The following is a 24,785-nucleotide window of genomic DNA, read 5'->3' on the forward strand; positions in this document are numbered from 1 at the left end:
GTGCACATCGTGGTGAATGGCACCCCCCTGCAGGTGCCCCCAGGGACCAGCGTCGCCGCCGCGCTGGCGCAGCAAACACCCGGCACCACACGCACCTCGGTCACCGGCGCGGCGCGGGCACCGCTGTGTGGCATGGGGGTGTGCCACGAATGCAGGGTCCGCATCCACGGCCGCACCCGCCTGGCGTGCCAGACGGTCTGCACCGAGGGCATGTCGATTCACACCGATGTCGGCACAGCACCCGGGAGCGCCACACCATGAACCAGCCCGTGACCCCACCCATGACCGAGCAACACTCGGCGCACGAGCGCTGCGACATCCTCATCATCGGCGCAGGCCCTGCAGGTTTGGCCGCAGCCCTTGCTGCTGCGCCCAGCGGGGCAGCGATCAACATCGTGGACGACAACCCGCAGCCCGGTGGGCAAATCTGGCGCGATGGCCCCCAGGTGGTCTTGCCCGCCCTGGCGCAGCAGCACCGTGCGGCGCTGGCCCGGCACACCAACATCCGCCTGCTGCCTGGCACCCGCGTGGTGGGCCTGGGTGATTCCCAACCCAGCGACAAGGCCCCTACCCTGCTGCTGGAAGACGCAGACCGGGGCTGGACCCAGCACAGCCACCGCATCATCCTGTGCACCGGAGCCCGCGAGCTGCTGCTGCCCTTTCCGGGCTGGACGTTGCCCGGTGTGACGGGTGCAGGCGCCTTGCAGGCCCTCATCAAGGCAGGGCTCGACGTGCGCGGCCAGCGCATCGTCATTGCAGGCACAGGCCCTCTGCTGCTGGCCGCTGCCGCCACCGCCAACAAAGCGGGTGCCTCCGTGGTGCGCGTGGCCGAGCAGGCGCCGTGGAGCGCGCTCGCTGGCTTTGCAGCGCAACTGCCGCGCTGGCCTGCCAAGGCGCTGCAAGCCCTCACGCTGCTTCACCCGCAGTTGCGCGCCAGCAGCCATATGCTGGAAGTCCAAGGCACCACGCAGGTGCAAGCAGTGAGGCTGCGCAAAGGCCAACACGCCGAAGAAACCATGGCCTGCGACCGCGTGGCCTGCGGGTTCGGGCTGGTGCCCAACACCCACCTGGGGCAGATGCTGGGCTGCACCCTGGGCGGACCGCTCAGCGGTGGCCAGGGCCTGGCTGTCGATGCACAGATGCGCACCAGCGTGCCCGGTGTGTTCGCCGCGGGTGAAGCCACCGGCTTTGGCGGCAGCGAACGTGCACTGGTTCAGGGCGCCATGGCAGGACATGTGGCAGCGGGACAGGTGCAACAGGCCCAGGCGCTGCGCCCGCAACTGGCACGCTGGGAGGGCTTTGCGCAGGCGTTGCAGGCTTCTTTTCCACTGAACAAAGCACTCAAAACCCTGGCGCAGCCCGGCACCCTGGTGTGCCGCTGCGAAGACGTGCCCTACGCTGCACTGGCCGATCGCGACGGCTGGATCGATGCCAAGCTCCACACCCGCTGCGGCATGGGCGCGTGCCAGGGCCGCATTTGCGGCGCTGCCGCACAGCACCTGTTTGGCTGGACGCCTGCGCCACCACGGCATCTGCTGGCGCCCACACGCATTGGCACGCTGGCCGCCTGCACGCCCGCGCCCACCACCAGCGCTCAGCGCGGGCCCGCAGTTCCCTCGGGCTGACAGGCGCGCGGCCGTTTTCCCCGGTCCTTCCTTTCAGGGCTTACCCGCACTCAGCAGGCATCCATCTTGCTTTTAAATATATTTGTTAGATATTAAAAAGTACAAGGCTTTTTCTTTCATCGCCGCGCCCTCCTCCCCAGGAACCCCATCATGCCCACGCCCAACAGTCCACCCACCCCGCAATCTCCGGCGCCGCGCGCTCCCGTCCGCTGGGTGCTGGCGCTGTCCACGCAGGTTCTGCGCATGGAGCGGCATCTGCTCACCGCACTCATGACGTTGCTGGTGCTGCTGATCCTGCTCAACGTGGTCACGCGCTACACCGGCATGCCGATCTACTGGGTGGACGAGGCGGCGGTCTACACCGTGGTCTGGCTGACCTTTGTGGGCGCCTCGGTCATGACGCGGCTGCGCATGGACTTTGCCGTGACCATGCTGACCGACCACCTCGGCGCGCGGGGTGCCCAGGCGTTCAAGGTGGTAGCCACCTGCGGCGTGCTGCTGTTTGGCCTGGCCATGCTGGCGATGTGCTGGATGTGGATGGACCCCATCGGCATTGCGCGCTACGGCTTTGATGCCAAGGAGTTTGCGGCCGAGAGCTTCAACTTCATCTACACCGAGCGCACCCAGACGCTGAACTGGCCCACCTGGGTGCTGCAGCTGATCCTGCCGATCTTCTCCGCCACCTTCAGTTTGCATGCACTGGCCAACCTGCTCGAAGACATGGGTGTCGCAGAGCGTGTGACGCACGCAGGTTTCGACGTGGTCAGCGCCGACGCCGTGAACTGACTGACCTCTACACCAGGACCCCAACATGATCACCACCCTGTTTTTCCTTGCCGCGTTGCTGGTGGGTGTGCCCATCGGGGTCTGCCTGTGTCTGGCAGGCATGGTCTACATCGTCAGCATCGGAAGCCCGGTGCTGTTCCAGTCGTTCCCCATGCAGATGTTCGGCGGGGTGGACAGCTATGGCCTCATCGCGATTCCGCTGTTCATCCTGATCGGCGAGATCATGAACAGCGGCGGCATCACGCGGCGGCTGGTGGACCTGGCCATGGCCTTTGTCGGCTCGGTCAAAGGCGGGCTGGCCTATGTGAACATCCTGGCCAACATGCTGGTGTCGTCCATCATCGGCTCCGCCACGGCGCAGGTGGCCATCATGTCGCAGGTGATGGTGCCCGAGATGGAAAAGCAGGGCTACGACAAGACCTTTGCAGCCGGCCTCACGGTGTATGGCGGCATGCTGGGGCCCATCATTCCGCCCTCGGTGATGTTTGTGGTCTACAGCGTGCTGGCCCAGGTGGCAGTGGGCGACATGCTGATTGCAGGCATCCTGCCCGGCGTGCTGCTCACCGTGCTGTTCTTTGTCGTGATCGCGCTCATGGGCTTTGTCTACAACTACCCGCGCAGCGAAAAGCGCACGCTGGCCCAGCGCGCGCGCACCGTGGTGCAGGCCAGCCCCACGCTGCTGATCCCCATCATCATCGTGGGCTCCATCCTCAGTGGCCTGGCCAACCCGACCGAATCTGCCGCCGTGGGTGCGCTGGTATCGGCGCTGGTGGGTCGGTACGTGACCAAGGAGTTCCGCTTCAACGCGATGCCCGCCATCCTGCTGCGCTCAGCCATTTACTCGGCCATTGTGCTGTTTCTGGTGGCGGCGGCGGCCGTGTTCTCGTGGCTGCTGATCTACGGCAAGGTGCCGCAGATGGTGGCCGCCTGGGTGCAGACCGTGGCACACGATCCGGTCACCTTTTTGCTGCTCACCAACGCCATCCTGCTGGTCATCGGCACGGTGATCGACGGCATCCCCGGTCTCATCATGACCGCGCCCATCCTGCTGCCGATTGCCACCGAGGTTTATCACATTGACCCGCGCCACTTTGGTGTGGTGATCGTCGTCAACCTGGTGCTGGGGCTGATGACTCCGCCCGTGGGCCTGAGCTTCTTTGTCGCGTCGGCCGTCACCGGGGCCAAGCCCGGAAAGATGTTCATCGTCACGCTGCCGTTTTTCATCATCAGCTGCGTGGCGCTGGTGATGTTGTCGCTGTTCCCCAGCCTGTCGCTCGGTTTGCTCAAGTAGCCCGTCGAGCAACAGATCCCCCGTCCCCCTCCCAAGGTTCTTTCACACGGAGTTCACCATGACGACCACGCCCGCCCACACTGTCACCCGCCGCCATTTCATCCAGCGCCACGCCGTGGCCGCTGCCACCGTCACGGGGCTGGGCTTTCCAGCGCTGGTACGTGCAGCCGATGCCAAGGAGTTTCGCCTGGGGCTGATCACGCCTGCGGGCCACTCCTGGAACCGCGCCGCGCTGCAGTTTGGCGAGGCACTCAAGAAGGAAACTGATGGCCGACTGAGCGTCACGGTCTTCCACTCGGGCCAGCTGGGCAACGAGGCTGCGATGATGCAGCAGCTGCAATCCGGCGCGCTCGACATGGGCTGGATCCAGGCGGCCGAGCTGGGCTCGCGCGTGTCCAGCATCGCGGCGATCAATGCTCCGTACCTGGTGCGCTCCACGCCTGCCGTGGCCAAACTCGTCAAACACCCATCTGCCACCAAACTGCTCGAAGTGCTGCCGCGCGAGACCGGCACCATCGGCCTGGGCTGGGGCATCACCGGCATGCGCGCCGTGTTCTCCACCAAGGACATCGCCGTGCCCACCGACATCAAGGGCATGAAGCTGCGCATCAACCCCACGCCGGTGTACCGCGACTTCTACCAAATGCTCGGCGCCGCGCCCACACCCATCCCCACGCCGCAGGTGTTTGATGCCATGAGCAACGGCCAAGTCGACGGGCTGGAGGCGGACATCGAGTTCTCGTGGAACCAGCGCTTCGACAAGGTAGCCAAGACCCTGCTGCAGATGAACGCCCTGTTCATGCCGTTCGCGCCGCTGGTCTCCGGCCGCATCTGGCAAGGGCTGGACGCCAAGGACAAGGACATCATCCGCAAGCTGGTGGCCCAGTCGCTGGATGCGCAGATCAATGACATCGTGACCACCGAGGCAGGGCTGATCGAGAAGTTCAAGGGCACGTCCATCGCCTTCAAGACGGCATCGTCGTTCAACCCCGACGGCATCATCCAGGAGTTCGACAAGCTGTGGCTGCCCAAGGCGCCGCAGATTGCCGAGCTGCGCAAGGCGGGGGCAAGCCTCTGACAGTCCGCAAGGGTCACCGGGGCCGCATCCCATAAGATGCGGCCTCCCGCAACGTCCTTCACGCCCGATGACACTCCGCCGCCCCTCCCCCCAGCAAGACCCCGCGCCCAAGCGGCGCGCGGCGGACGTGGCCTACGACGCCATCGAGACCATGATCTCCACGCTGCAGCTGCAGCCCGGCAGCCCCGTGGTGGAGGCCGAGATCGCCGAAAGCACAGGCCTGGGCCGCACGCCGGTGCGCGAGGCGCTGCTGCGCATGGTGTCCATCGGGCTCATCGTGCAGCAGCCCCGGCGCGGGCTGCTGGTGTCGCACATCGACCTGGCCGATCACCTGGACGTGATCCAGACCCGCCGCGTGCTGGAGCGCCTGCTGGCCTCCAACGCCGCACGCCGCGCCACGGCGCCGCAGCGCCAGGCCATCGTGCGTTGTGCGGAAAACATGGTGCAAGCCGCAGCGCGCGGCCACCTCGACGACTACATGCTGGCCGACCATGAACTGGACCTCGTCACCCACCAGGCCAGCCAGAACCACTCGGCCGTCAAATGCGTGCAACCGCTCATCGTGCAGTGCCGCCGCTTCTGGTACGCCTACCAGCACGAAGGCGAAGTGTCAGAAGGCGCCCGCGCGCACATGCAACTGGCGCAGGGCATTGCCAGTGGCGACGAAGCCCAGGCCATTGCCGGCGCGGAGCAGTTGATGGAGTATCTGGAGCGGTTTGCGCGGCGCATCATTGACCGGTAGCACGCGCCACCATGCACACAGCGCCTGCAACCGCATGGACAGCCTCAGTTCCAAAGGGCAATTGCTCTAATTTTTATAGCTTATTGCGCTTTACCAATAGGCGCTAGCGACCAAAATGGCCTAAATTTTTCACCCCAGCAGCGGCAACAGCAGGCCTATTCCGACACTTGCTGGCCCAGCAGAATGCGCTGCTCCAGAAAGCGCCACAGACGCTCGTCCTGGCTGAACGCCACGTTAAACCGCAGCCAGCCCGTGGGGCGCGGCTCCACCAGAAACAGCTGACCGGGGCCGAGCATGATGCCCGCACCCGTGGCTTCCTTCGACAGCTCGGCACTGTCGGGCAGATCAGGATGGCGCGCCCACAGGTACATGCCCGCCTCGGGCTCGTGAAACAGCTCGAACCCCAGATTCAGCAAGCGCCGCCCCACCGTGCGGTGCGCCTCGGCCAGCCGCTCGCGCAGGGACTTGAGGTGCTTGCGCCAGCGCCCGTCGGTCACCACGCCAAAGGTGATGCGCTCGGTGATCTCTGACGAGGTCAGGCCCGAGATCATCTTGAGCTGCACCAGCTCATCGAGCAGATCGCGCCGCGCCGCCAGAAATCCGGTGCGCAGGTTGGGCGAAATCGTCTTGGAGAAACTGCCCAGGTAGATCACACGGTTGAGCTGGTCCAGGCTGGCCAGCGAGGGGCGCACACCGGGGTCCATGTCGGCATAGATGTCGTTCTCCACGAGCATGAAGTGGTGCTGCTCGGCCAGTTGCAGCAGCCGGTGCAGGTGCGCCACCGATGCCACCGAGCAGGTCGGGCTTTGCAGGCGCGGTTGGGTGAAAAACACCGTGGGTTTGTGCTCGGCCAGCAGGGTCTCTAGCGCCGGCAGGTCGTAGCCGGTGGCGGTGCGCGGCACACCCACCACCTGGGCTCCTGCAAAGCGCAGCATGAACAGCAGGTTGGGGTAACCCGGGTCGTCCACCAGCACCACGTCACCAGGCTTGACCATGCGGCGCGCCACCAGGTCCAGTGCCTGGCTGGAGCCCTGGGTCAGCAGCACCTGGTCGGCGTCCACCGCCAGATGGTGTTCGGCCAGCGACTCGGCCACCACCATGCGCAGCGCCATGTGGCCGTGGGGCAGGCCATAGCCATCCAGCTCGGGCCCGTCGGACGACAGCTGACGCATGCTGCGTTTGACCGCATCGCCAAACAGCCAGTCGTGAGGTAACCAGCCGCAGCCGGGTTTCATGGGCAGGTTGCGGTTTTCAAAAATTTGTTTGAGGTACCAGCGCGCATCAAAACGGGGCACCGGCCGCTCGGGCGCACCAGTACCGGGCGACGCGCCCTCATCGCCCCGTCGCTTCACAAAAAAACCTGCATTGGCGCGCGACACCAGCCAGCCCTGCGCCACCAGGCGGTCGTAGGCCTCGACCACGGTGAACACGCTCACGCCGTGGGCTGCCGCAAAGGCGCGGATGGAGGGGAGCTTGGCACCAGGTTTGAGCACCTGGCCAGCGATGAGACCCCGCAGGCCATCAACGATCTGGCTGACCAGCGGTGTCTGAAGATCCGGGCTGAGAGTGAGCATCAAAAGAACAGGGAAAGGGGCCAAATTGTGCACCGGGCCAACACCCGCGAACTCAGGGATTGCTTGTACAGGACGGGACACCTGCACAGTGTGCTCCCGTCAACAGCGACGCGTGCCTGGAGGTACCACCGCTGAGCCCGCATTCGGTCCGGCCGGGTTGCCCGTATTGTCCGTCAGCCCCACCTACCCTGGGGCAGCGGTCTCCAGCGATTTGCAGGGCTGTGGGATGTCTTGCGCGTTGATGATGCCGCGCTCGAAAAGGCCCGCAGACCGTGAACGGTAGTGCCCAACCGATGGGCGGTATTCAGTCTTTTGTCCGATGCAGCGGCTGTCGGATTGCATCCACCGCCCGTCCCTTTTCCGCCGCCGCAATGCGCACACACCCATGCCCCAGCGATAGGCTTGCCCCCCAACTCGATTGGCATCGGTGACCGCAAATCGGGTTTGAAAACCAATACCCAACACACCGAGGGACACCCATGCTGACACGAACATCTGAACTCAACTCTTCACGGATTTTTCAACCCAGGCCATGGGCCATTGCCTTGGGTCTATGCCTGGGCACAGCCACAGGCCCTGCACTGGCGCAGGCGGCCCACACCCCACCGGCAGGCTACAAGCCGTGCGCCGTCGAGGGACAGAAATGCAGCTTCAGCGGCGCAGCCAACGTGGTCTATGGAGCAGGCACGACCTGGACCAGCCCCCGCAGTTTCACCAACGGTGTCAGTTGCAGCAACGCCACCTTTGGCGACCCCCTGTGGGGTGTGCAAAAGGCTTGTTATGCCAGCGCACCGTCGCCAGCTCCTGCGCCCGATCCCGTGCTGACAGCACCGCCACCGGGCTACACCTTGTGTGCCGTCGAGGGGCAGCAATGCAGCTTTACCGGTACGGCCAAGGTGGTCTATGGGGCTGGCACCACCTGGACTGCCGCGCGCGCATTCACCAACAACGTGATGTGCAACAACGCCACCTTTGGCGACCCCCTGCGGCAGGTGAAAAAGGCGTGCTACGTCAGCAGCCCCGTCCCAACGCCCGCCCCGCCCGCCCCACCGCCAACGCCTCCGGCACCGCCGGCTCCACCGGCGCCTCCGCCAGCACCGACGCCCGGTGGCTCCGTAACGTACTACTTCTCGGACTGCCAGGCGGGCGCCGCCACCGGTTGCGTGCCAGGGAGCAATTCCAACCCCGGCACGCAGGCGGCACCCAAGCAGAACCTCACGGGGATCAATGTCAACACACTGCCTGCGGGCACAGCACTGCTTTTTGCGCGCGGCGGTGCCTGGGTAGTGGGTGTCACCACGTTCGAGAACATGAACGTCCGCGCAGACGCGCCCCTCACCTTCGATGCGTATGGCGCAGGGCCCGCCCCCCTCCTCAACACCAACAACAATGCCATCGCGCCCTTTGAGCTGGGAGGGCGCTATGCCAACACCTCCAACGACGGCGGCTACGTGTTCCGCAATTTGCGGATCCACGGCTCCAACAACTCGGCCTGGGGCTTCTGGCTGAGTGGCAATGTCCGCGACATCGTGATTGAGAACGTGGAGATATCCGGCTTCCAGATTGCCATCCACTCGCAGGCACGCGCTCCCCACGGTGTGAACAACGTGCTGATCCGCAACAACCACATCCATCACAACGGAAGCATGGGCATCCTCGGCCAGTTCCGCAACAGTGTGATCGAAGGCAACCTGATCGAGGCCAACAACTTCAGCGGCAGCGGCTTCAACCATGGCACCTACCTGTCGGGCAGCCATGGACTGAGTGGAACCAACGTCACCTTGCGCAACAACCGCTACATCCGCAACTCGGTGGTCAATGGCATCTGCCAAGGGGGCAACATGACCTTCCACGGCCAGATGGACGGCGTACTGATTGAGGGCAACCGGATTGAGCAGGATGCTGCGACGGATGGCTGCTGGGAGATGTCGATCACGCAGGGGTATGACTCGGCCGAATGGTTCCGCAACTTCGTGGTGCGCAACAACACACTCATCAACGCCGGCAACACGGGCATGGCAGTGCAGTCGGCACCCGGTATCGTGATTGAAGGCAACGTCATCATCAACACGCAGACGACGTTTCAGACAGCCATCAATGTGGGCCACACCGAATTCCAGAATGGCGATGTACCCGATGGAAACGCTGTGGTGCGTAACAACATTGCATGTTTCCCCACACCCCACGCGGGCAGCACGGTGGTGCGCGTGATTGCACCGAACAGTGTGGTCACGAACAACGCCATGGTGACCGGGGCGGCTGCAACGACCGGGGTGTGCGCCCGGTAGCAGAGCGTTCAAGTTTCGGCCGGCAGAGGCCTCGCAGCACGCTGCGAGGCCTTTTTTCGTTTTTACGCACCGTTTTGGAAGATGGCAAGCGGCCTGCCGCGGCATACCGATACAAGACCCTTCAATCCCCCGAGTGCCCGGTTTTCCTGCAGATCAGCGTGGGGGATTGCGCTACGGCTACGCAAAAGGGTCTGCATTGTGCACCGTGTTGGCGCACACCAAATCAGGGATTGCCTGTACAGGATCGAGGACCTGCACAGTGCGCGCAAAACAGCATGCCGGTGTACATGGACGGGCCGTGGCGCGAATTCCAGAATTCGCCCATTCCTTCATTTCGTGTTCAACCCACCCGCCCACCGCCATGCAGCAAGACCGCCACTTCACCAACGCCGCCCTCCTCACCCGCCGCCATGCCGCTGTGGCCCGGGGCGTGGGTCAGGCCCATGAACTCTTCGTACACAAGGCGCTTAACGCCGAGCTGTGGGATGTGGAGGGCCGCCGTTTCATCGACTTTGCCGGTGGCATCGCCGTGCTCAACACCGGCCACCTGCACGCCGGAGTGATCTCTGCAGTCAAAGCCCAGCTGGAGCTGTACACCCACACCTGCTTCCAGGTGGTGGCGTACGAGCCCTACGTGGAAGTGTGCGAGCGCCTGAACACCCTGGCCCCCGGCGCGTTTGCCAAGAAGAGCCTGCTGCTCACCACGGGCGCCGAGGCCGTGGAAAACGCCATCAAGATCGCCCGCGCCTACACCAAACGCCCCGGCGTGATCGCCTTCACGGGCGGCTACCACGGCCGCACCAACCTCACGCTGGGCCTCACCGGCAAGGTCGCGCCTTACAAGATCGGGTTCGGCCCCTTCCCTGGCGAGATGTACCACGCCCTGTTCCCTAACGCGCTGCATGGCGTCAGCGTGGAGCAGGCCCTGCATTCGGTGGAGCTGATCTTCAAGAACGACATCGAGCCCGAGCGTGTGGCAGCCTTCATCCTTGAGCCCGTGCAGGGCGAAGGCGGCTTCTACGTGGCGCCACCCGAATTCGTCACCGGCCTCAAGGCCCTGGCAGACCGCTACGGCATCCTGCTGATCGCCGACGAAGTGCAGACCGGCGCTGGCCGCACCGGCACCTGGTTTGCATGCGAGCAATGGCCCGTGGCGCCCGACCTCATCACCACTGCCAAATCACTGGCAGGCGGCTTCCCCCTGTCTGGCGTGGTGGGCCGCGCCGACGTCATCGACGCCCCTGCAGCCGGTGGCCTGGGTGGCACCTATGCGGGCAGCCCCGTGGCCTGTGCCGCAGCGCTGGCGGTGATCGATGCGTTTGAAAAGGAAAACCTGCTGGCCCGCAGCCAGGACATGGGTGCGCTGCTGGTCAGGGCACTGAAAGAAATGGCCGCCACAGTCCCCGCCATCGGCGATGTGCGCGGCCTGGGTGCCATGGTGGCGATCGAGCTGTTCGAAGACGGTGATGTCCACCGCCCCGACGCCGCACTGACCAAGAAAGTCGTCGCCGAAGCCGCCAAGCGCGGGCTCATCCTGCTGTCGTGCGGAACGTATGGCAACGTGATCCGCATCCTGGTGCCGCTGACCGCCTCCAACGAGCTGCTCGAAGAGGGCCTGGCCATCCTGGCCGACAGCTTTGCCGCGCTGGGCTGACATGCGACCCGACCTTCATTCTGCTTACAAGGTGCCCCCAACCATGAACCCATCAGCAGAGCCCCTGGTCCGCTTCAGCGGTGTGCAAAAGACGTACGACGGTGAACAACTGGTGGTGCGCTCGCTGGACCTGGACATCCAGCGCGGTGAATTCCTGAGCCTCCTCGGGCCCTCGGGCTCGGGCAAGACCACCACACTGATGATGCTGGCGGGGTTTGAGTCCCCTACTGCGGGCGACATCCTGCTCGATGGCAAGCAGATCACCGGCACGCCGCCCCACAAGCGCAACTTTGGCATGGTGTTCCAGAACTACGCGCTGTTCCCCCACCTCACCGTGGGTCAGAACGTGGCTTACCCGCTCACCGTGCGCAAGGTGCCCAAGGCCGAACAGGCCGAGCGTGTGAAGAAGGCGCTGGACATGGTTCGCCTGACCGGCATGGCCGACCGCCTGCCCACGCGCCTGTCGGGCGGCCAGCAGCAGCGCGTGGCGCTGGCCCGCGCCCTGGTGTTCAACCCCCAGCTGGTGCTGATGGACGAGCCCCTGGGCGCGCTGGACAAGCAGCTGCGCGAGCATATGCAGATCGAGCTGAAAGAACTGCACCGCCAGCTGGGCGTGACCTTTGTCTACGTGACCCATGACCAGGGCGAGGCCCTGACCATGAGCGACCGCGTGGCGGTGTTCAACGAAGGGGTCATTCAGCAACTCGCGGATGTGGAAACCCTGTACGAAGCGCCATCCAACCGATTCGTGGCCGGCTTTGTGGGCGACAACACGGTGCTTTCGGGCACCCTGCAAGGCGCGGGCGCCGACACCGCCATCCAGCTGCCAGGCGGCTACCTGTTGCCAGGAGTGAACGTGAACCAGGCCGCACTGGGCTCTGCCGTGCACGCCTGTGTTCGGCCCGAACGCATCGTGCTGCATGCGCATTCCGAGTACCCCAAAACCTCGGCCATTCCCGCCACGGTGGCGCGCGCCATCTACTACGGCGACCACCTGCGCCTGATGTGCGACCTGGGCCATGGCCAAGAGCCCGCCACGGTGAAGGTGGCGCTGGCTTCGTCCGCTAGCAACCCCCATCCACAGCCGGGTGATGCCGTGCTGCTGGAGTTCCCCCCGGTCTCCACGCGCATTTACGCGGTCTGACCACCGGCACAGCCACACCCTTTTCCCGTCCCCTGTTCCTCCACAACCCTAAGGAAAAACTGCACCATGAAAAAGAGCCTTATCGCCTGCGCCTCCCTGGCCGCCTGCCTGGCACTTCCCAGCTTTGCGCAGCAGCAACTGACCGTCGTGAACTTTGGTGGCGCCAACGCCAACGCGCAGAAAAAGGCGTTCTACGAGCCCTATGAAAAGCTGGGCAACAAGATCGTGGCCGTGGAATACAACGGCGAGCAGGCCAAGGTCAAGGCCATGGTCGAGGCCAAGAAGGTGACCTGGGACGTGGTGGAGCTGGAGTCGCCAGACGCTGCACGCGGCTGCGACGAGGGCCTGTATGAAAAACTCGACTACAGCAAGATCGTGAACAAGGCCGACCTGCTTCCCGCTGCGGTGTCCGACTGCGCCGTGGGCATCTTCGTGTGGTCCACCGTCATGGCCTACAACGGCGACAAGCTCAAGACCGCCCCCACGAGCTGGGCCGACTTCTGGGACACCAAGAAGATCCCTGGCAAGCGCGGCATGCGCAAGGGTGCGCGCTACAACCTCGAATTCGCGCTGATGGCCGATGGCGTGAAGCCCGCCGATGTGTACAAGGTGCTCGCCACCAAAGACGGTGCAGACCGCGCCTTCAAGAAGCTGACCGAACTCAAGCCCAACATTCAATGGTGGGAAGCAGGTGCCCAGGCGCCGCAGTTCCTGGTGGCGGGCGACGTGGTGCTGACCACCGTGTTCAACGGCCGCATCGACGCGGCCAACCGCGAAGGCCGCAATCTCAAGATCTACTGGCCCGGCGGCATCTATGACCTGGACTACTGGGCCATCCCCAAGGGCACACCGAACAAGGACGCGGCTGTGAAGTTCATCGCCTACACCATGCAGACCGCCAACCAGGCCGCCTACGCGCAGAACATCGCCTATGGCCCGGCCAACACCACGGCCCTCGCCAAGCTGGACAAGAAGGTGCTGGACGACCTGCCTACCTCGGCGAGCAACGCCAAGGAAGCCATCCAGTTCGGCGTGAGCTTCTGGGCCGATCAGGGCGAGGCGCTGGAGAAACGCTTCGCCGCCTGGGCCACCCAATAAGTCAGTAAACCGCACCCTCGGAGCGCAAGACACCATGCAAGCCTCTTCTGCCATCGCCCCCGCCGCGCTTGCGCTGGACGCCCACGCACCCGGCGCACTGCGCAAGGCGCTGTCGCGTGCCGAAGCGCGGCGCAAATGGCGGGCCTTTGCCCTGACCCTGCCCTTGCTGATGTTCTTGCTGCTCACGCTGCTGGTCCCCATTGCCGCGCTGCTGCAGCGCGGCGTGGAGAACCCCGAGGTCGCCAACACGCTGCCCGCCACCATCGAGGCCTTGCATGGCTGGGACCGCCACGAGGCACCAAACCCCGCTGCCTATGCCGCGCTGATCAAAGACCTGGCCCGCCTGCCCGACAGCTCTGATGCAGGCGCCCTGGCGCGCCGGCTGAACTCGGAAGTGCCCGGAGCGCGTTCGATGGTGATGGGCGCTTTCCGCGCCCTGCCCCTGCAGGGCACGCCCGAGTCCATCCGCGACCAGCTGATCGACAAGGATGCACGCTGGGGCGAAGCGCCTTTCTGGCGTGCCATCGCCAAAAACGGGGCGCGCTGGACGCCCGACTACCTGCTCGCCTCGGTGGACCTGCAGCGCGATGCGCTGGGCCAGGTCGAACGCATGCCCGAGGAGCAGCGCGCGTTTGGCGGCATCCTGCTGCGCACCTTTCACATCAGCTTTGTGGTGACGCTGATTTGCCTGCTGCTGGGCTATCCGTTGGCTTGGTGGCTGGCCTCGCTGCCCGCACGCCAGGCCAATGTGCTCATGATTCTGGTGCTTGTGCCGTTCTGGACGTCGATACTGGTGCGCGTGGCCGCATGGATCGTGCTGCTGCAGTCCGAGGGGCTGGTCAACCGGGGGTTGATGGGCCTGGGCGCCATTGCCGAGCCTTTGCCACTGCTGTTCAACCGCACGGGCGTGGTGATTGCCATGGTGCACATCCTGCTGCCCTTCATGGTGCTGCCGCTGTACAGCGTGATGAAAAGCGTGCCACCCACCTACCTGCGCGCTGCGGTGTCGCTGGGCAGCTCGCCCATCGCCGCGTTCTTTCGGGTGTATGTGCCCCAAACCTACCCGGGCATTGGTGCTGGAGCGCTGCTGGTTTTCATTCTGGCCATTGGCTACTACGTAACGCCCGCGCTGCTGGGCGGGGCCGATGACCAGATGCTGAGCTACTACATCGCCCGCTACACCAATGTGGAAGTGAACTGGGGCATGGCCTGCGCGCTGGGCGCCCTGCTGCTGGTCGCCACCTTACTGCTCTACGGCGTGTACCGCCGGTTCGGCAAAGCCGAATTGAGCCTGGGCTAACCGCTTCAAATGACACTCACCATGCGCCATCTTCTGCCCCAATTCCCCCTGTACGCCACGTTGGCCGACAAGCTCGGCTGGTGGGCGGTGCGCGCCCTGTGCGTGGCCGTGCTGGTGTTTCTGCTGGCCCCCATCCTGGTGATGGTGCCACTGTCGTTCTCCGAGAGTTCGTTCCTGGCCTACCCCGTCCCTGGCTGGTCGCTCAAGTGGTACCGCAACCTGTTCGAATCCGCCGAGTGGGCCCGCGCCACGCGCAACAGCTTCATCGTGGCACCTGCGGCCACGTTGATCGCCACGGCCCTGGGCACACTGGCGGCGGTGGGGCTGTCGCGGGCCGACTTCCGCTTCAAGGGCCTGCTCATGAGCATCCTGATTGCGCCCATGGTGGTGCCGATCATTGTGGTGGGCGTAGCCACCTACCTGTACTTTGCGCCGCTGGGCCTGGCCGACAGCTACTTCGGGCTCATCATCGTGCACGCCGCCCTGGGCGCACCTTTTGTGCTGACCACCGTGCTGGCGACTCTGGCAGGCTTCAACCACAACCTCGTGCGCGCCTCGCTGAGCCTCGGTGAGACGCCCTTCAACACCTTTTTTCGTGTGACGCTACCGGTGATTGCGCCGGGCGTGATCTCCGGCGCGCTGTTTGCGTTTGCTACCTCGTTCGACGAGGTGGTGGTCACGCTGTTCCTGGCCGGTGCCGACCAGTCCACACTGCCGCGCCAGATGTTCAACGGCATCCGCGAAAACATCTCGCCCACCATCGCTGCGGTGGCCACGCTGCTCATCCTGTTCACCACCAGCTTGCTGCTGGCGCTGGAGTGGCTGCGCGGTCGCCGTGCCTGATATGCCCCTTGCCGCCCGGGAGTTCACATCGGCGACATGCGGCCGTCGCCCAGGCGGCTGACAATGACCGCTGCCGCTTCGTGCGTGAACCTCGATCTGCCCACGTTTAGCCCCCTTTCTCAAGGACCATCCCATGGACATGAAGACCTCCCCCCTCGCCCTGCTGAACGACCCCACCTTGCTCAAGACCGACGGCCTCATCAACGGCCAGTGGGTGGCAGGTAGCAGCCGCTTTGATGTGAACGACCCGGCCACGGGCCTCAAGCTGGCCGATGTGGCAAACCTGGGCCCGGCCGACGCCGAGGCCGCGATTGCCGCCGCCAACGCCGCCTGGGGCCCCTGGAAGACCAAGACCGCCAAGGAGCGCAGCATCATCCTGCGCAAGTGGTTTGACCTGCTCATGGCCAATCAGGACGACCTGGGCCGCATCATGACCGCCGAACAAGGCAAGCCCCTGGCCGAAGCCAAGGGCGAAGTCGCCTACGGCGCGAGTTTTGTGGAATGGTTTGCCGAAGAGGCCAAGCGCATCAACGGCGAGACACTGCCTCAGTTTGACAACAGCCGCCGCCTGCTGGTCTTGAAGCAACCCATCGGCGTGTGCGCGGCCATCACGCCATGGAACTTTCCGCTGGCCATGATCACGCGCAAGGTCGCGCCCGCGCTGGCTGCGGGCTGCCCCGTGGTCATCAAGCCCGCCGAGCTGACACCACTCACCGCCCTGGCCGCCGCCGAGCTGGCCATCCGCGCGGGTATTCCGGCCGGTGTGTTCAACATCCTGCCCGCAGACAGCGACAACTCCATCGCCATCGGCAAGGTACTGTGCGCGAGCGATGTGGTGCGCCACATCAGCTTCACGGGCTCCACCGAAGTGGGCCGCATCCTGATGGCACAGTCGGCCCCCACCGTCAAGAAGATGTCGCTGGAGCTGGGCGGCAACGCGCCCTTCATCGTGTTTGACGACGCCGACATCGACAGCGCCGTGGAAGGCGCCTTTGCCAGCAAGTACCGCAACGCGGGCCAGACCTGCGTGTGCACCAACCGCTTTTATGTGCAGGAAGGTGTGTACGACGAGTTCGTGACCAAGTTCGCCGCCAAGGTCAAGACAGCCAAGGTGGGCAACGGTTTTGAAGCTGGGGTGAACCAGGGCCCGCTGATCGAGGAAGCGGCACTGACCAAGGTGCAGCGCCACGTGGACGACGCGCTGGCCAAGGGCGGCCAGGTGGTGGCCGGCGGCCAGCGCCTCACCAGTCTGGGCTCCGGCCAGTTCTTCGAGCCCACGGTGGTCGCCAACGCCACGGCCGACATGCTCTGCGCGCGCGAGGAAACCTTTGGCCCCTTTGCCCCGGTCTTCAAGTTCAAGACCGAGCAGGAAGCCATCGACGCGGCCAACAACACCGAGTTTGGCCTGGCCAGCTACTTCTACAGCCGCGACGTGGGTCGCATCTTCCGCGTGACCGAGGCGCTGGAATACGGCATGGTCGGCGCCAACGTGGGTATTCTGGCCACCGAGCACGTGCCCTTTGGCGGCGTCAAGCAGTCGGGCCTGGGCCGCGAAGGCTCGCACTACGGCATGGACGACTATGTGGAGATCAAGTACCTGTGCCTGGGGGACATTCAGAAATAAGCAGCCCCACAAAATGCTACTTATTTTATAGCTGCTAGCGCTTTACCAATAAGCGCTAGCAGCCAAAATCATTCAAATTCTGGCGGCTGACGGTTGGTGTAGCTCGCGTTGCCCAGCCCCGTGCCCACCGTCAGCACCGCCCAGCGCTTCACGTCCTGCATGAAGGGCATTTCAGACAGGCCCTGCACCACGGCATCGTTGTGCAGGCACACCTGGGTGCGGCCGTCGCCGATGTGCGGTAGCCGCTCGCACAGGTCGCGCGGAAGGTGAAAGCGGGTGCTCTCCCAGTTGCCCGGAAGGTTCTGCGTGCCACCGGCCAGCGAGCCGTCTTCCACGATGAGCCCCGGGCAGGCCACGCCGATGTAGGGCGCCAGGCGGATCTTCTTTTTCTCGGCGTACGCGATCAGGCCTTCGAGCAGCGTGGCGATGCCCTCGACCAGTTCGTCGCGCCGGGGTTCGTCGTTGGCATGGGCCCATTTCTCGCGGCGCACCACCTCGGCCAGCGAAAGATCGGGGGCGCGGTGCAAATGGGTTTGCACGATGCCGCAGCGCACATTGGTGCCGCCAATGTCCACCGCCAGGATGGCGTCGTAGCTTTGCAGCAGCGCGGGGGGCGCCAGATGCACCCAGCCAATCAGGCCGCCCTCGTCCGCATGGTGGCGCAGCGTGCGCAGCTCCACGGGCACCTTTTCGGCCTTGAGGATCTTGCGGGTGCCATCGATGGCGCGGCCACCCACCTCGCTCTGGTGAAAGCCTCCGCCGATGATGATGCGCTCGACGCCGCGCCAGGTCTTGTGTTTCAGAAATCGCTGCACCACGTGCGCCAGCTGCATCGCGTAGTCTTCCGACGCGGCTTCGATGGCTTGGGCGGCCACGCCGTCTTTCTCCAGCAACGCATCCAGCTTATGTTTGCTGAGTTCGCGCGTGGGCTTGGTGCCCATAGGGTCCTTGCCCTCCATAGATGCATACAGCTTGCGCCAGGCATCGAGCATGTGGCGAAAGGCCGTGCGGCTGGCGACATCCCCCACATAGCCTTCGCCGTCGCTCAACTCGAGGCTATAGCCTTCGATGATGACCGAGGCCAGCCGCATGTCGCCATGCGGCCCGACGATGCCCAGCTCGCGTTGTGCCTTGGCGTCCTTGCCTTCCAGCGCCGTGCTTGGCTTCTTGCTGGCGGCGGGTTTCTGTGCTGAGTTCTTGTCTTTGGAAGCCATTCATTTCCTCACACGATAGTGCCCCTCCAAAGGAGGCCGTTCCAGCATGGTGGCGTGGGTGGCAGCCGCGTGGCGTCAGCCAATGGCTTGACATGCCCTACCGGATGGGCGCGCGCCCATGCCGTCATCCGTGCAGCATGCGCGGTCAAAACAACAGCAAAGGCAAGGACGGGGGGAGATGATCAGCCGAAGGGGGCTGGAGCGGGTGAAGGGAATCGAACCCTCGTATGAAGCTTGGGAAGCTGCCGTTCTACCATTGAACTACACCCGCCTTCTGTAAGCCGTTGATGGACAACGGTATTTCAGTGAGGCCTGTGAAAACACCGGGTTGGCAGCTGCCGCGCCAGAGTTTCATCAGCAGCCGTATTGTAGCCACGCGGCGGCGCGCCCGAAACGGGTTTGGCCAGAGGCTTGCGTCCCATGTTTGCGCCCCTTCGGCGGGATGCAGACCGAAGGCAGCACAATGGAGCCTTCACAACTACCCGCGAAAGAAGGAAAAGCCCCATGCAACTGAGCGACGACCGCACGCAGGCCACCCTGGCAATCAACAAAACGCTCACAGCGCCAGAGATCGAAAATCTGATTCGTGAGTTGGCCATGTTGCGCTCGCAGATGACGCCTGAAGTCACCCCGGCCCCCCAGGACAGCAATGGGAGCGGGGTCCCGGTGATGTCGCAGGACAACCCCACCCTCGCCATCCAGTACCCGCTGGAAGACGCGCACGTTACCGTGTACCTGCGCAGTATCGGCCTGGGCTGGACCGCATGGCGGCTGCACCCCGACACCCAGCGGGCATTGGCTGAATTCTTCAATTCACGGCTTCCAAAAAGCGCGCCAGCCAAGGGGAAGCCCATTCCGTTTCGCTGATCCTGCCATAGCGAAGCTCCGCTAACGCCCGCGAGTGCGCGAGCGTTCAGCCGGAGATTGCCGGGTTGCGGGAGCCCCCACGCGCCCGGTTTGGCAAACCGGGGCTGGCACTGGCGCCACCCAGATTGAACTGCGCAATGGCAGACACCATCTGGTGTGCCTGCGTCTGCAGGCTGCTGGCCGCAGCAGCCATTTCTTCCACCAGGGCGGCATTCTGCTGAGTAGTCTGGTCCAGTTGCGTCACTGCCTCTCCCACCTGGCCCACGCCAGCGGTCTGCTCGCTGCTGGCAGCGCTGATTTCAGAGACCATGTCGGCCACGCGCTGGATAGAGCTCACGACTTCCTGCATCGTGGTGCCCGCCTGATCGGCCAGCACCGAGCCCTGCTGCACCATGGCGCTGCTGGCGCCGATCAGTTCTTTGATGGCCTTGGCCTCGGCGGCGGTGCGCTGAGCCAGGTTGCGCACTTCAGCAGCCACCACGGCAAAGCCCCTGCCTTGCTCGCCAGCACGAGCGGCTTCAACCGCAGCGTTCAGGGCCAGGATGTTGGTCTGGAAAGCAATGCCGTCGATGACGCCGATGATGTCGGCAATCTTCTGGCTGCTGGTGTTGATGTCCTGCATGGTGCTGACCACCTTGGACACCACTTCACCGCCTTGCGCGGCCACGCGGCTGGCGCCGACGGCCAGCTGGTTGGCCTGGCTGGCGCTGTCGGCGTTGTGTCGAATGGTGGCACCCAGCTGCTCCATGCTGGCCGCCGTTTCTTCCAGAGAGCTGGCCTGGCTTTCGGTGCGGCCCGACAGGTCCTGGTTGCCTTGGGCGATTTCGGTGCTGGCCGACGACACGCTTTCGGCACTGGTGCGCACGGTGCTCAGGCTTTCTACCAGGCGGACACGAAAGCCTTCCATGGCCTGGGCCAGGCTGCCGATTTCGTCGCGGGATTTCAGGGTAACTGCATGGGTCAGGTCGCCCTGTGCCAGGTAACCCAGCGCGGTGCTCAGCTGCTGCACGGGAGCACCCACCAAACGGCGTGTGGCAACCACCAGTACCACCGTCAGCAGTGCCAGCGCCACCAGCACACCCAGCCACAGCCAGGTGAGCACGCTGCGGGCCTCGCCCATCATTTCAGACTCCGGCGCCTCGGCCACTATGGCCCAGTTCCAGGGCTTGTAGCGCTCCACCGCCACATAACGCGCAGCGGTGTCACCGTCGCCACTGCGGCGCGGCGACCAGCTCGATTCAAAATCGCCGGTTTGCTCGATACCCGACAGTGAAGCAAGCCAGGCCTTGGCCTCATCCACTTTCTCATCGACCTTGAGCGCCGCGTTGGCGCCCGTCAAACCAAAAATGTTGCCCCGTGCAGGGCCTGCTGAAATATTGACCGCGTAGACAGCGCCCGTGGCAAACAGCTTCTGGCCCGCCATCACGGTGTTGAGCTTGCCCAGAATGGGGCCGATGTCCGAACCGATGAACAGGATGCCGATGGTGCGGTTGCCTTCGCGGATGGGTTCATACACCGTCATGTACTCCCGGCCAAACAGATTCGCGCGGCCGATGAAGGTTTTGCCTTCGTTCATCAGTTCATAGGCGGGGTGCTTGCGATCCAGAAGGGTCTTGTAGGCGCGGTCTCCGTCCTGCTTCTTGAGCGAAGTGGTCACACGGATGAAGTCGTCGCCCGTGCGCGCGAAGATGGTGGCGACGGCACCCATGCTGTCTTTGGAAAACCGATCCACCACCTCAAAGTCGCCATTGATCGGCACCCCTTGAAATGCCAGCGTGGCCTCGGGCTTACCGTCAGCCCCCGGCGCCTCGCTGAGCGAAAAATTGCCCGGAAAATTGGCCTTGAACAGGGTGAAATCGCGTTTGGCCTGCTCTTGCGCGGTTTCGTCAAACGTCTGCACCAAGGTGCGCAACTGGGCTGCGTATTGCTGGGCATCGCCGCGCGATAGCCGTCCAAAGTTTTGCCAGAGCAAGGCGCTGACGATACCCATGGTGATGAGCAGCACAAGCAGCAGGCTGAGTAACGCCGCAAGCGACAGCTTGAACGCGACGGGACGGTGTGTGGTGGTGGGGCTCATTGTTGTTTTCTTCTGCAGTTTCCGGGCCCTCTGCCCAGAACAGGTAACCAAGTTACCTTATCTGTGTGTAAAAACAAAACCCAAAGCAATGCCATGCTTTCATGAGGGCCACCCCGCCCTCAACGAGCAAATAGCGATTACTAGTGGTAAACCCTAGTCTTCCAGACTCAGCCGCTGCCTGCTCTCAAACATCCGCGGCACGCCCAAAACCGGGTCCGCAAACTCCAGGGACCGCGCCAGCAGTTGCAGAGGCCGCGAGTAGTCTCCTTCGGGAGGATCGTTGACCACTGGATAGAACGGGTCGTTGCGCAGGGGCAGGCCCAACGCGGCCATGTGTACGCGCAGTTGGTGCCGTTTGCCGGTGATCGGCATGAGACGGTACCGGGCCCAGGCGCCAGACCTTGACACCTCCAGCATCTGCATCTGCGTGTGGCTGTTGGGCTCGCCGGGCACTTCCTGCATGCGAAAGAACTGAGGGCTTTCCTCCAGGCGGCTCATGTGTTCGCGCGGAAACACGAGGTCTTCGCGCCACGGAGCAATCGCGTCGTAGTGTTTGGTGATCTGCTTGTCACGGAACAGCGCCTGGTAGGCCCCGCGTGTGCGCTGCTGCACCGACAGCAGCACCAGCCCCGCCGTGTCCCGGTCGATGCGGTGCAGGGGCGACAGTTCAGGCAACCCCAGCTGGCGCTTGAGGCGCACCAGCAGTGTGTGGTGCAGATAGCGTCCCGACGGTGTCACGGGCATGAAATGGGGCTTGTCGGCCACCACGAGGTGCTCGTCCTGGTACAGCACCGTTTCTGTGAAAGGCAAGGCGGGCTCTGCGGGCAGGCTGCGGTAGTAGTACACGCGCAAGCTGCCTTCAAACGGCCGCCCGGGCGACACGGGCTCCCCGCGTTCGTCCACCACATCCCCCGTCTGCATACGCTGCAGCCATTCGTCGCGGGTCACGACGGGCAGACGCTGCGCCAGAAAGTCCAGCATGCTGCCCTGCCCCTGGCTGGGCAGCACCACGCAGCTTGGGCCCACGCCATCGCGCATGGGCGGGGCGTGGGGGTGGTGGGGGTTGTGCATGGTGCGCGGATTTTAGGGCGCGGCAGCACCGTTTTCCGCCTGTAGGACAAGGGCGGCAGTTGCGCCTGCACTGCCACTGGGCGCGCCAATGCGGGCTAGCATGAACCCAGGAGGCTCGGTGCCGCATGAGCAAACGAGGCCCCCCCCTGTCCCGTGCAGCATGGCTGTTCTGCGGCATGCGGCCATAACCCATACACCCTTCATGCCGTCACCTACCACGCCTTCTGCCGATCTTCCCCGCCCTGCCGCGTCCACCGGCCACCCCGCTCCCGCCTCGGGGGTTGGTCGACGTGTAGCACGGTGGTTGCTGGTGGCCCTGGGTGTAGTGGCCACGCTGCTGGTGCTGCTCGGCGCCTTGCTGGCCGTGATCGACTGGAACCGTGCAAAACCCTGGGTCAACGAAAAAGTCAGCGAAGCCACGGGCAGGCACTTTGCGATTGAGGGCGAATTGTCGGCAGCCTGGCACTGGCCCCAGCCCCTGGAGGAAGGATGGCGACGATGGATACCTGGCGTCACCGTCCAGGCCGAGCGCCTGGTGATGGACCAGCCGGCGGGGTTCATCCCCCCCTTCCAGCGTGCCGATGGCAAAACGCCTCCCAAGGACAACGCCGATCTGCCGGAAGCGCCCACCATGGCCCGCATCGGCAGCGCCACCGCCACGGTGCGCCTGCTGCCGCTGCTGGGGCGGCACCTGTCGATCGACACCGTGGCACTCACCAGCCCCCAGGTGGCGCTGGCCCGCACCGCCGATGGCACCAACAACTGGACCTTTGAGAGCAAGGACGGCCCCAGGAGCGGGTGGAGCTTCGATGTAGACCGGCTCGTGCTCAAGCAGGGCGTGTTGGCCTATGCCGATGGCATGAAAGACCTGGACCTGCAGGCGCGCATTGACACAACGGAGCCCATTGCCCCCACCAGCCCACCCGGCAGCCCGGCCGCCAAGGCTTCCGCCAGCGCCGCCAGTGGCACAGCCCCGACGGCAGCGATCGCGGCCCCCGGCACATCCTCCCAGGGGGCGATGCCCTATGGCCTGCGCTTTGAACTGAAGGGCCGCTATGCCAAGGCCCAGATCAAGGGACAGGGGCGCGCGGGCCAGGTCATCAGCCTGCGCAACAAGGTGGTGAACTATCCGCTGCAGATTGATGCCAGCGCGGGCAGCGTGGCACTGTCGGCTGAAGGGGTGCTGGCCAACCCCGGGGCGCTCTCGGGGCTGGATTTTCAGGTGTTCCTCCAAGGCGGCAGCATGGCCGATCTGTACGACCTGACCGGGCTGGTGCTGCCCAACACCCCGGCGTTTGAAACGCGCGGACGGCTGACCGGGAGCCTGGAACCCGAACGCGCGGTGTGGGAGTACAACGATTTTCGCGGCAAGGTGGGTCAGAGTGATCTGCAGGGGTCGCTGAAATACACCTCGGGCAAACCGCGCCCCCGGCTCACCGGCACCATGACATCGAACCAGCTGCGCCTGGCAGACCTGGGGCCGACGCTGGGCACCCGCGTGTCCGGCAACACGCAACGCACCCGCAGCCAGGGTGGCAAGGTGCTGCCGGATTCGCAATTTGCGGCCGAGCGGTGGAATGCCATGGACATGGACATCGTGTTCAAGGGCCGCCACATCATCCGCCCCGAGAGCCTGCCGCTGCAGGACTTGAGCACGCGCGCTGTGATGGAGAACGCGCAGCTCAGACTGGCGCCCCTCACGTTTGGCGTGGCAGAAGGCAAGATCGAATCGCAGGTCACCATCGATGGCCGCAGCGCCCCCCTCAAGGCCCAGATACGCGGCACCGTGCAGGGACTGCAGTTGTCGGCCCTGTTCCCCAAGGTGCAACTCATGAAGAAAAGTTTTGGCCGCATGGACGGAGCCATTGCCCTGGAGAGCACCGGCAACAGCATGGCCGTACTGCTGGGCCACGGCACGGGCGAGATGCGCCTGTATGTGCGCGAGGGCACCCTGAGCAAGCAGATGCTGGACCTGGCCGCGCTCAACGTGGGCAGCATCATCGTGGGCAAGCTCTTTGGCGAAAACAAGGAAGTGCACCTACGCTGCGCGGTGGCCGACTTCATGGTGGTGGATGGCTTGGCAACCGCCCGCGTCGTGAAAATGAGCACCGACGATGCCGTGGTGGAGGCCACGGGCACCATCGACCTGGGCACCGAGGCACTGGACCTGCGCATCAAGCCCGAATCCTTGCAATGGAAGTTCTTTTCGCTGCGTTCACCCCTGTATGTGAGGGGCACGTTTGGCAACCCGGATGTGGGCGTCGAGGCGGGGCCGCTGCTGCTGCGCGCAGGCGCTGCGGTGGTGGCTGCCGTGGTGGCCCCCGCCGCGCTGGCCCTGGTGCCCATCACCGTGCCGGCAGCAGACGACGACACCCATTGCAAGCCGCTGCTGAACCTGGCCCAGCAGCCTGTCAAGCCCGGAGTCCAGGGGGCAGCCGGCACGGCCTCGCAGCCTGCACGGCAGGCCGCCAGCAAGGCAGACCCTTCGCGCTGATTCACAGCGACTGCA

Annotated in this window: 19 protein-coding genes and 1 tRNA gene; 15 read left to right on the plus strand and 5 right to left on the minus strand. The window is 64.6% G+C overall.

The window, feature by feature from the left end; all coding sequences use genetic code 11:
* The 6 genes from KW832_RS19685 to KW832_RS19710 all read left to right on the plus strand — a co-directional run bounded on the left by KW832_RS19685 (window position 1) and on the right by KW832_RS19710 (window position 5,522).
* Complete coding sequence (locus KW832_RS19685; protein ID WP_199737542.1) at window positions 1-261, plus strand: 2Fe-2S iron-sulfur cluster-binding protein; 261 nt, start codon at window positions 1-3, stop codon at window positions 259-261.
* Window positions 258-1,625: an FAD/NAD(P)-binding oxidoreductase gene (locus tag KW832_RS19690; RefSeq protein WP_255577846.1), complete on the plus strand. Its 1,368-nt coding sequence runs from the start codon at window positions 258-260 to the stop codon at window positions 1,623-1,625. Before KW832_RS19685 ends, KW832_RS19690 begins: the two co-directional genes overlap by 4 nt.
* A gap of 150 nt (window positions 1,626-1,775) precedes the next feature.
* Window positions 1,776-2,411 carry a TRAP transporter small permease gene (locus tag KW832_RS19695; RefSeq protein WP_218300991.1) on the plus strand — a complete coding sequence of 212 codons (636 nt, stop codon included), beginning with the start codon at window positions 1,776-1,778 and terminating at the stop codon, window positions 2,409-2,411.
* 25 nt (window positions 2,412-2,436) lie between these two features.
* Window positions 2,437-3,702 (plus strand): TRAP transporter large permease, encoded by a 1,266-nt coding sequence (locus tag KW832_RS19700; RefSeq protein WP_055398094.1) that lies wholly within the window; start codon window positions 2,437-2,439, stop codon window positions 3,700-3,702.
* Between the two features lie 58 nt (window positions 3,703-3,760).
* Entirely contained in the window at window positions 3,761-4,780 is a 1,020-nt protein-coding gene (locus KW832_RS19705) for a TRAP transporter substrate-binding protein (RefSeq protein ID WP_108498414.1), read from the plus strand.
* Window positions 4,781-4,847: 67 nt separating this feature from the next.
* A complete protein-coding gene (locus KW832_RS19710) occupies window positions 4,848-5,522 on the plus strand; it encodes a GntR family transcriptional regulator (protein ID WP_055398092.1) in 675 nt (224 codons plus the stop codon).
* A gap of 155 nt (window positions 5,523-5,677) precedes the next feature.
* On the opposite strand, the gene KW832_RS19715 is transcribed toward KW832_RS19710, so the two are convergent.
* On the minus strand, window positions 5,678-7,096 hold the full coding sequence (locus tag KW832_RS19715; protein ID WP_218300990.1) for a PLP-dependent aminotransferase family protein: 1,419 nt from the start codon (window positions 7,094-7,096) through the stop codon (window positions 5,678-5,680).
* 479 nt (window positions 7,097-7,575) lie between these two features.
* Between KW832_RS19715 and KW832_RS19720 the strand changes: the two genes are divergently transcribed.
* The 7 genes from KW832_RS19720 (at window position 7,576) to KW832_RS19750 (ending at window position 17,047) form a co-directional block, all read left to right on the plus strand.
* Window positions 7,576-9,384 carry a right-handed parallel beta-helix repeat-containing protein gene (locus KW832_RS19720; protein WP_218300989.1) on the plus strand — a complete coding sequence of 603 codons (1,809 nt, stop codon included), beginning with the start codon at window positions 7,576-7,578 and terminating at the stop codon, window positions 9,382-9,384.
* 361 nt (window positions 9,385-9,745) lie between these two features.
* Complete coding sequence (gene gabT, locus KW832_RS19725; RefSeq protein ID WP_121506537.1) at window positions 9,746-11,038, plus strand: 4-aminobutyrate--2-oxoglutarate transaminase; 1,293 nt, start codon at window positions 9,746-9,748, stop codon at window positions 11,036-11,038.
* 43 nt (window positions 11,039-11,081) lie between these two features.
* A complete protein-coding gene (locus tag KW832_RS19730) occupies window positions 11,082-12,182 on the plus strand; it encodes an ABC transporter ATP-binding protein (protein WP_218300988.1) in 1,101 nt (366 codons plus the stop codon).
* Between the two features lie 66 nt (window positions 12,183-12,248).
* A complete protein-coding gene (locus tag KW832_RS19735; RefSeq protein ID WP_218300987.1) occupies window positions 12,249-13,280 on the plus strand; it encodes an ABC transporter substrate-binding protein in 1,032 nt (343 codons plus the stop codon).
* A gap of 34 nt (window positions 13,281-13,314) precedes the next feature.
* Window positions 13,315-14,580, plus strand: a complete 1,266-nt coding sequence (locus KW832_RS19740; RefSeq protein ID WP_218300986.1) for an ABC transporter permease — start codon at window positions 13,315-13,317, stop codon at window positions 14,578-14,580.
* 21 nt (window positions 14,581-14,601) lie between these two features.
* A complete protein-coding gene (locus tag KW832_RS19745; RefSeq protein ID WP_218300985.1) occupies window positions 14,602-15,423 on the plus strand; it encodes an ABC transporter permease in 822 nt (273 codons plus the stop codon).
* A 133-nt stretch (window positions 15,424-15,556) separates the two neighbouring features.
* Window positions 15,557-17,047, plus strand: a complete 1,491-nt coding sequence (locus KW832_RS19750) for an NAD-dependent succinate-semialdehyde dehydrogenase (protein WP_304505083.1) — start codon at window positions 15,557-15,559, stop codon at window positions 17,045-17,047.
* Window positions 17,048-17,115: 68 nt separating this feature from the next.
* Here KW832_RS19750 and KW832_RS19755 read toward each other — a convergent pair whose 3' ends face one another.
* A complete protein-coding gene (locus KW832_RS19755; protein ID WP_218300984.1) occupies window positions 17,116-18,261 on the minus strand; it encodes an ROK family protein in 1,146 nt (381 codons plus the stop codon).
* 197 nt (window positions 18,262-18,458) lie between these two features.
* Window positions 18,459-18,532: transfer RNA gene (locus KW832_RS19760), tRNA-Gly, on the minus strand.
* A gap of 233 nt (window positions 18,533-18,765) precedes the next feature.
* Here KW832_RS19760 and KW832_RS19765 point away from each other — a divergent pair.
* Window positions 18,766-19,128 carry a hypothetical protein gene (locus KW832_RS19765; RefSeq protein WP_218300983.1) on the plus strand — a complete coding sequence of 121 codons (363 nt, stop codon included), beginning with the start codon at window positions 18,766-18,768 and terminating at the stop codon, window positions 19,126-19,128.
* A gap of 46 nt (window positions 19,129-19,174) precedes the next feature.
* Here KW832_RS19765 and KW832_RS19770 read toward each other — a convergent pair whose 3' ends face one another.
* A complete protein-coding gene (locus tag KW832_RS19770; RefSeq protein ID WP_218300982.1) occupies window positions 19,175-21,205 on the minus strand; it encodes a methyl-accepting chemotaxis protein in 2,031 nt (676 codons plus the stop codon).
* Between the two features lie 153 nt (window positions 21,206-21,358).
* Window positions 21,359-22,276, minus strand: coding sequence for a pseudouridine synthase (locus KW832_RS19775; protein WP_218300981.1), 918 nt, complete (start codon window positions 22,274-22,276; stop codon window positions 21,359-21,361).
* A 202-nt stretch (window positions 22,277-22,478) separates the two neighbouring features.
* On the opposite strand from KW832_RS19775, the gene KW832_RS19780 reads away from it, so the two are divergent.
* Window positions 22,479-24,770: an AsmA family protein gene (locus KW832_RS19780; RefSeq protein WP_255577847.1), complete on the plus strand. Its 2,292-nt coding sequence runs from the start codon at window positions 22,479-22,481 to the stop codon at window positions 24,768-24,770.
* Window positions 24,771-24,785: the final 15 nt, after the last annotated feature.

This window comes from Acidovorax sp. sif0632 (assembly GCF_019218805.1).
GTDB classification, from domain to species: Bacteria; Pseudomonadota; Gammaproteobacteria; order Burkholderiales; family Burkholderiaceae_C; genus Acidovorax; species Acidovorax facilis.

Excerpts from the sequence above, each read along its gene's own strand:
- KW832_RS19720 (WP_218300989.1), top strand. The coding sequence starts at position 7,576 with ATGCTGACACGAACATCTGAACTCAACTCTTCACGGATTTTTCAACCC.
- KW832_RS19740 (WP_218300986.1), top strand. The coding sequence starts at position 13,315 with ATGCAAGCCTCTTCTGCCATCGCCCCCGCCGCGCTTGCGCTGGACGCC.
- KW832_RS19715 (WP_218300990.1), bottom strand. The coding sequence starts at position 7,096 with ATGCTCACTCTCAGCCCGGATCTTCAGACACCGCTGGTCAGCCAGATC.
- KW832_RS19765 (WP_218300983.1), top strand. The coding sequence starts at position 18,766 with ATGCAACTGAGCGACGACCGCACGCAGGCCACCCTGGCAATCAACAAA.
- KW832_RS19735 (WP_218300987.1), top strand. The coding sequence starts at position 12,249 with ATGAAAAAGAGCCTTATCGCCTGCGCCTCCCTGGCCGCCTGCCTGGCA.
- KW832_RS19780 (WP_255577847.1), top strand. The coding sequence starts at position 22,479 with ATGCCGTCACCTACCACGCCTTCTGCCGATCTTCCCCGCCCTGCCGCG.
- gabT (WP_121506537.1), top strand. The coding sequence starts at position 9,746 with ATGCAGCAAGACCGCCACTTCACCAACGCCGCCCTCCTCACCCGCCGC.
- KW832_RS19750 (WP_304505083.1), top strand. The coding sequence starts at position 15,557 with ATGGACATGAAGACCTCCCCCCTCGCCCTGCTGAACGACCCCACCTTG.
- KW832_RS19730 (WP_218300988.1), top strand. The coding sequence starts at position 11,082 with ATGAACCCATCAGCAGAGCCCCTGGTCCGCTTCAGCGGTGTGCAAAAG.
- KW832_RS19695 (WP_218300991.1), top strand. The coding sequence starts at position 1,776 with ATGCCCACGCCCAACAGTCCACCCACCCCGCAATCTCCGGCGCCGCGC.
- KW832_RS19690 (WP_255577846.1), top strand. The coding sequence starts at position 258 with ATGAACCAGCCCGTGACCCCACCCATGACCGAGCAACACTCGGCGCAC.
- KW832_RS19775 (WP_218300981.1), bottom strand. The coding sequence starts at position 22,276 with ATGCACAACCCCCACCACCCCCACGCCCCGCCCATGCGCGATGGCGTG.
- KW832_RS19710 (WP_055398092.1), top strand. The coding sequence starts at position 4,848 with ATGACACTCCGCCGCCCCTCCCCCCAGCAAGACCCCGCGCCCAAGCGG.
- KW832_RS19745 (WP_218300985.1), top strand. The coding sequence starts at position 14,602 with ATGCGCCATCTTCTGCCCCAATTCCCCCTGTACGCCACGTTGGCCGAC.
- KW832_RS19700 (WP_055398094.1), top strand. The coding sequence starts at position 2,437 with ATGATCACCACCCTGTTTTTCCTTGCCGCGTTGCTGGTGGGTGTGCCC.
- KW832_RS19705 (WP_108498414.1), top strand. The coding sequence starts at position 3,761 with ATGACGACCACGCCCGCCCACACTGTCACCCGCCGCCATTTCATCCAG.
- KW832_RS19755 (WP_218300984.1), bottom strand. The coding sequence starts at position 18,261 with ATGGCTTCCAAAGACAAGAACTCAGCACAGAAACCCGCCGCCAGCAAG.
- KW832_RS19770 (WP_218300982.1), bottom strand. The coding sequence starts at position 21,205 with ATGAGCCCCACCACCACACACCGTCCCGTCGCGTTCAAGCTGTCGCTT.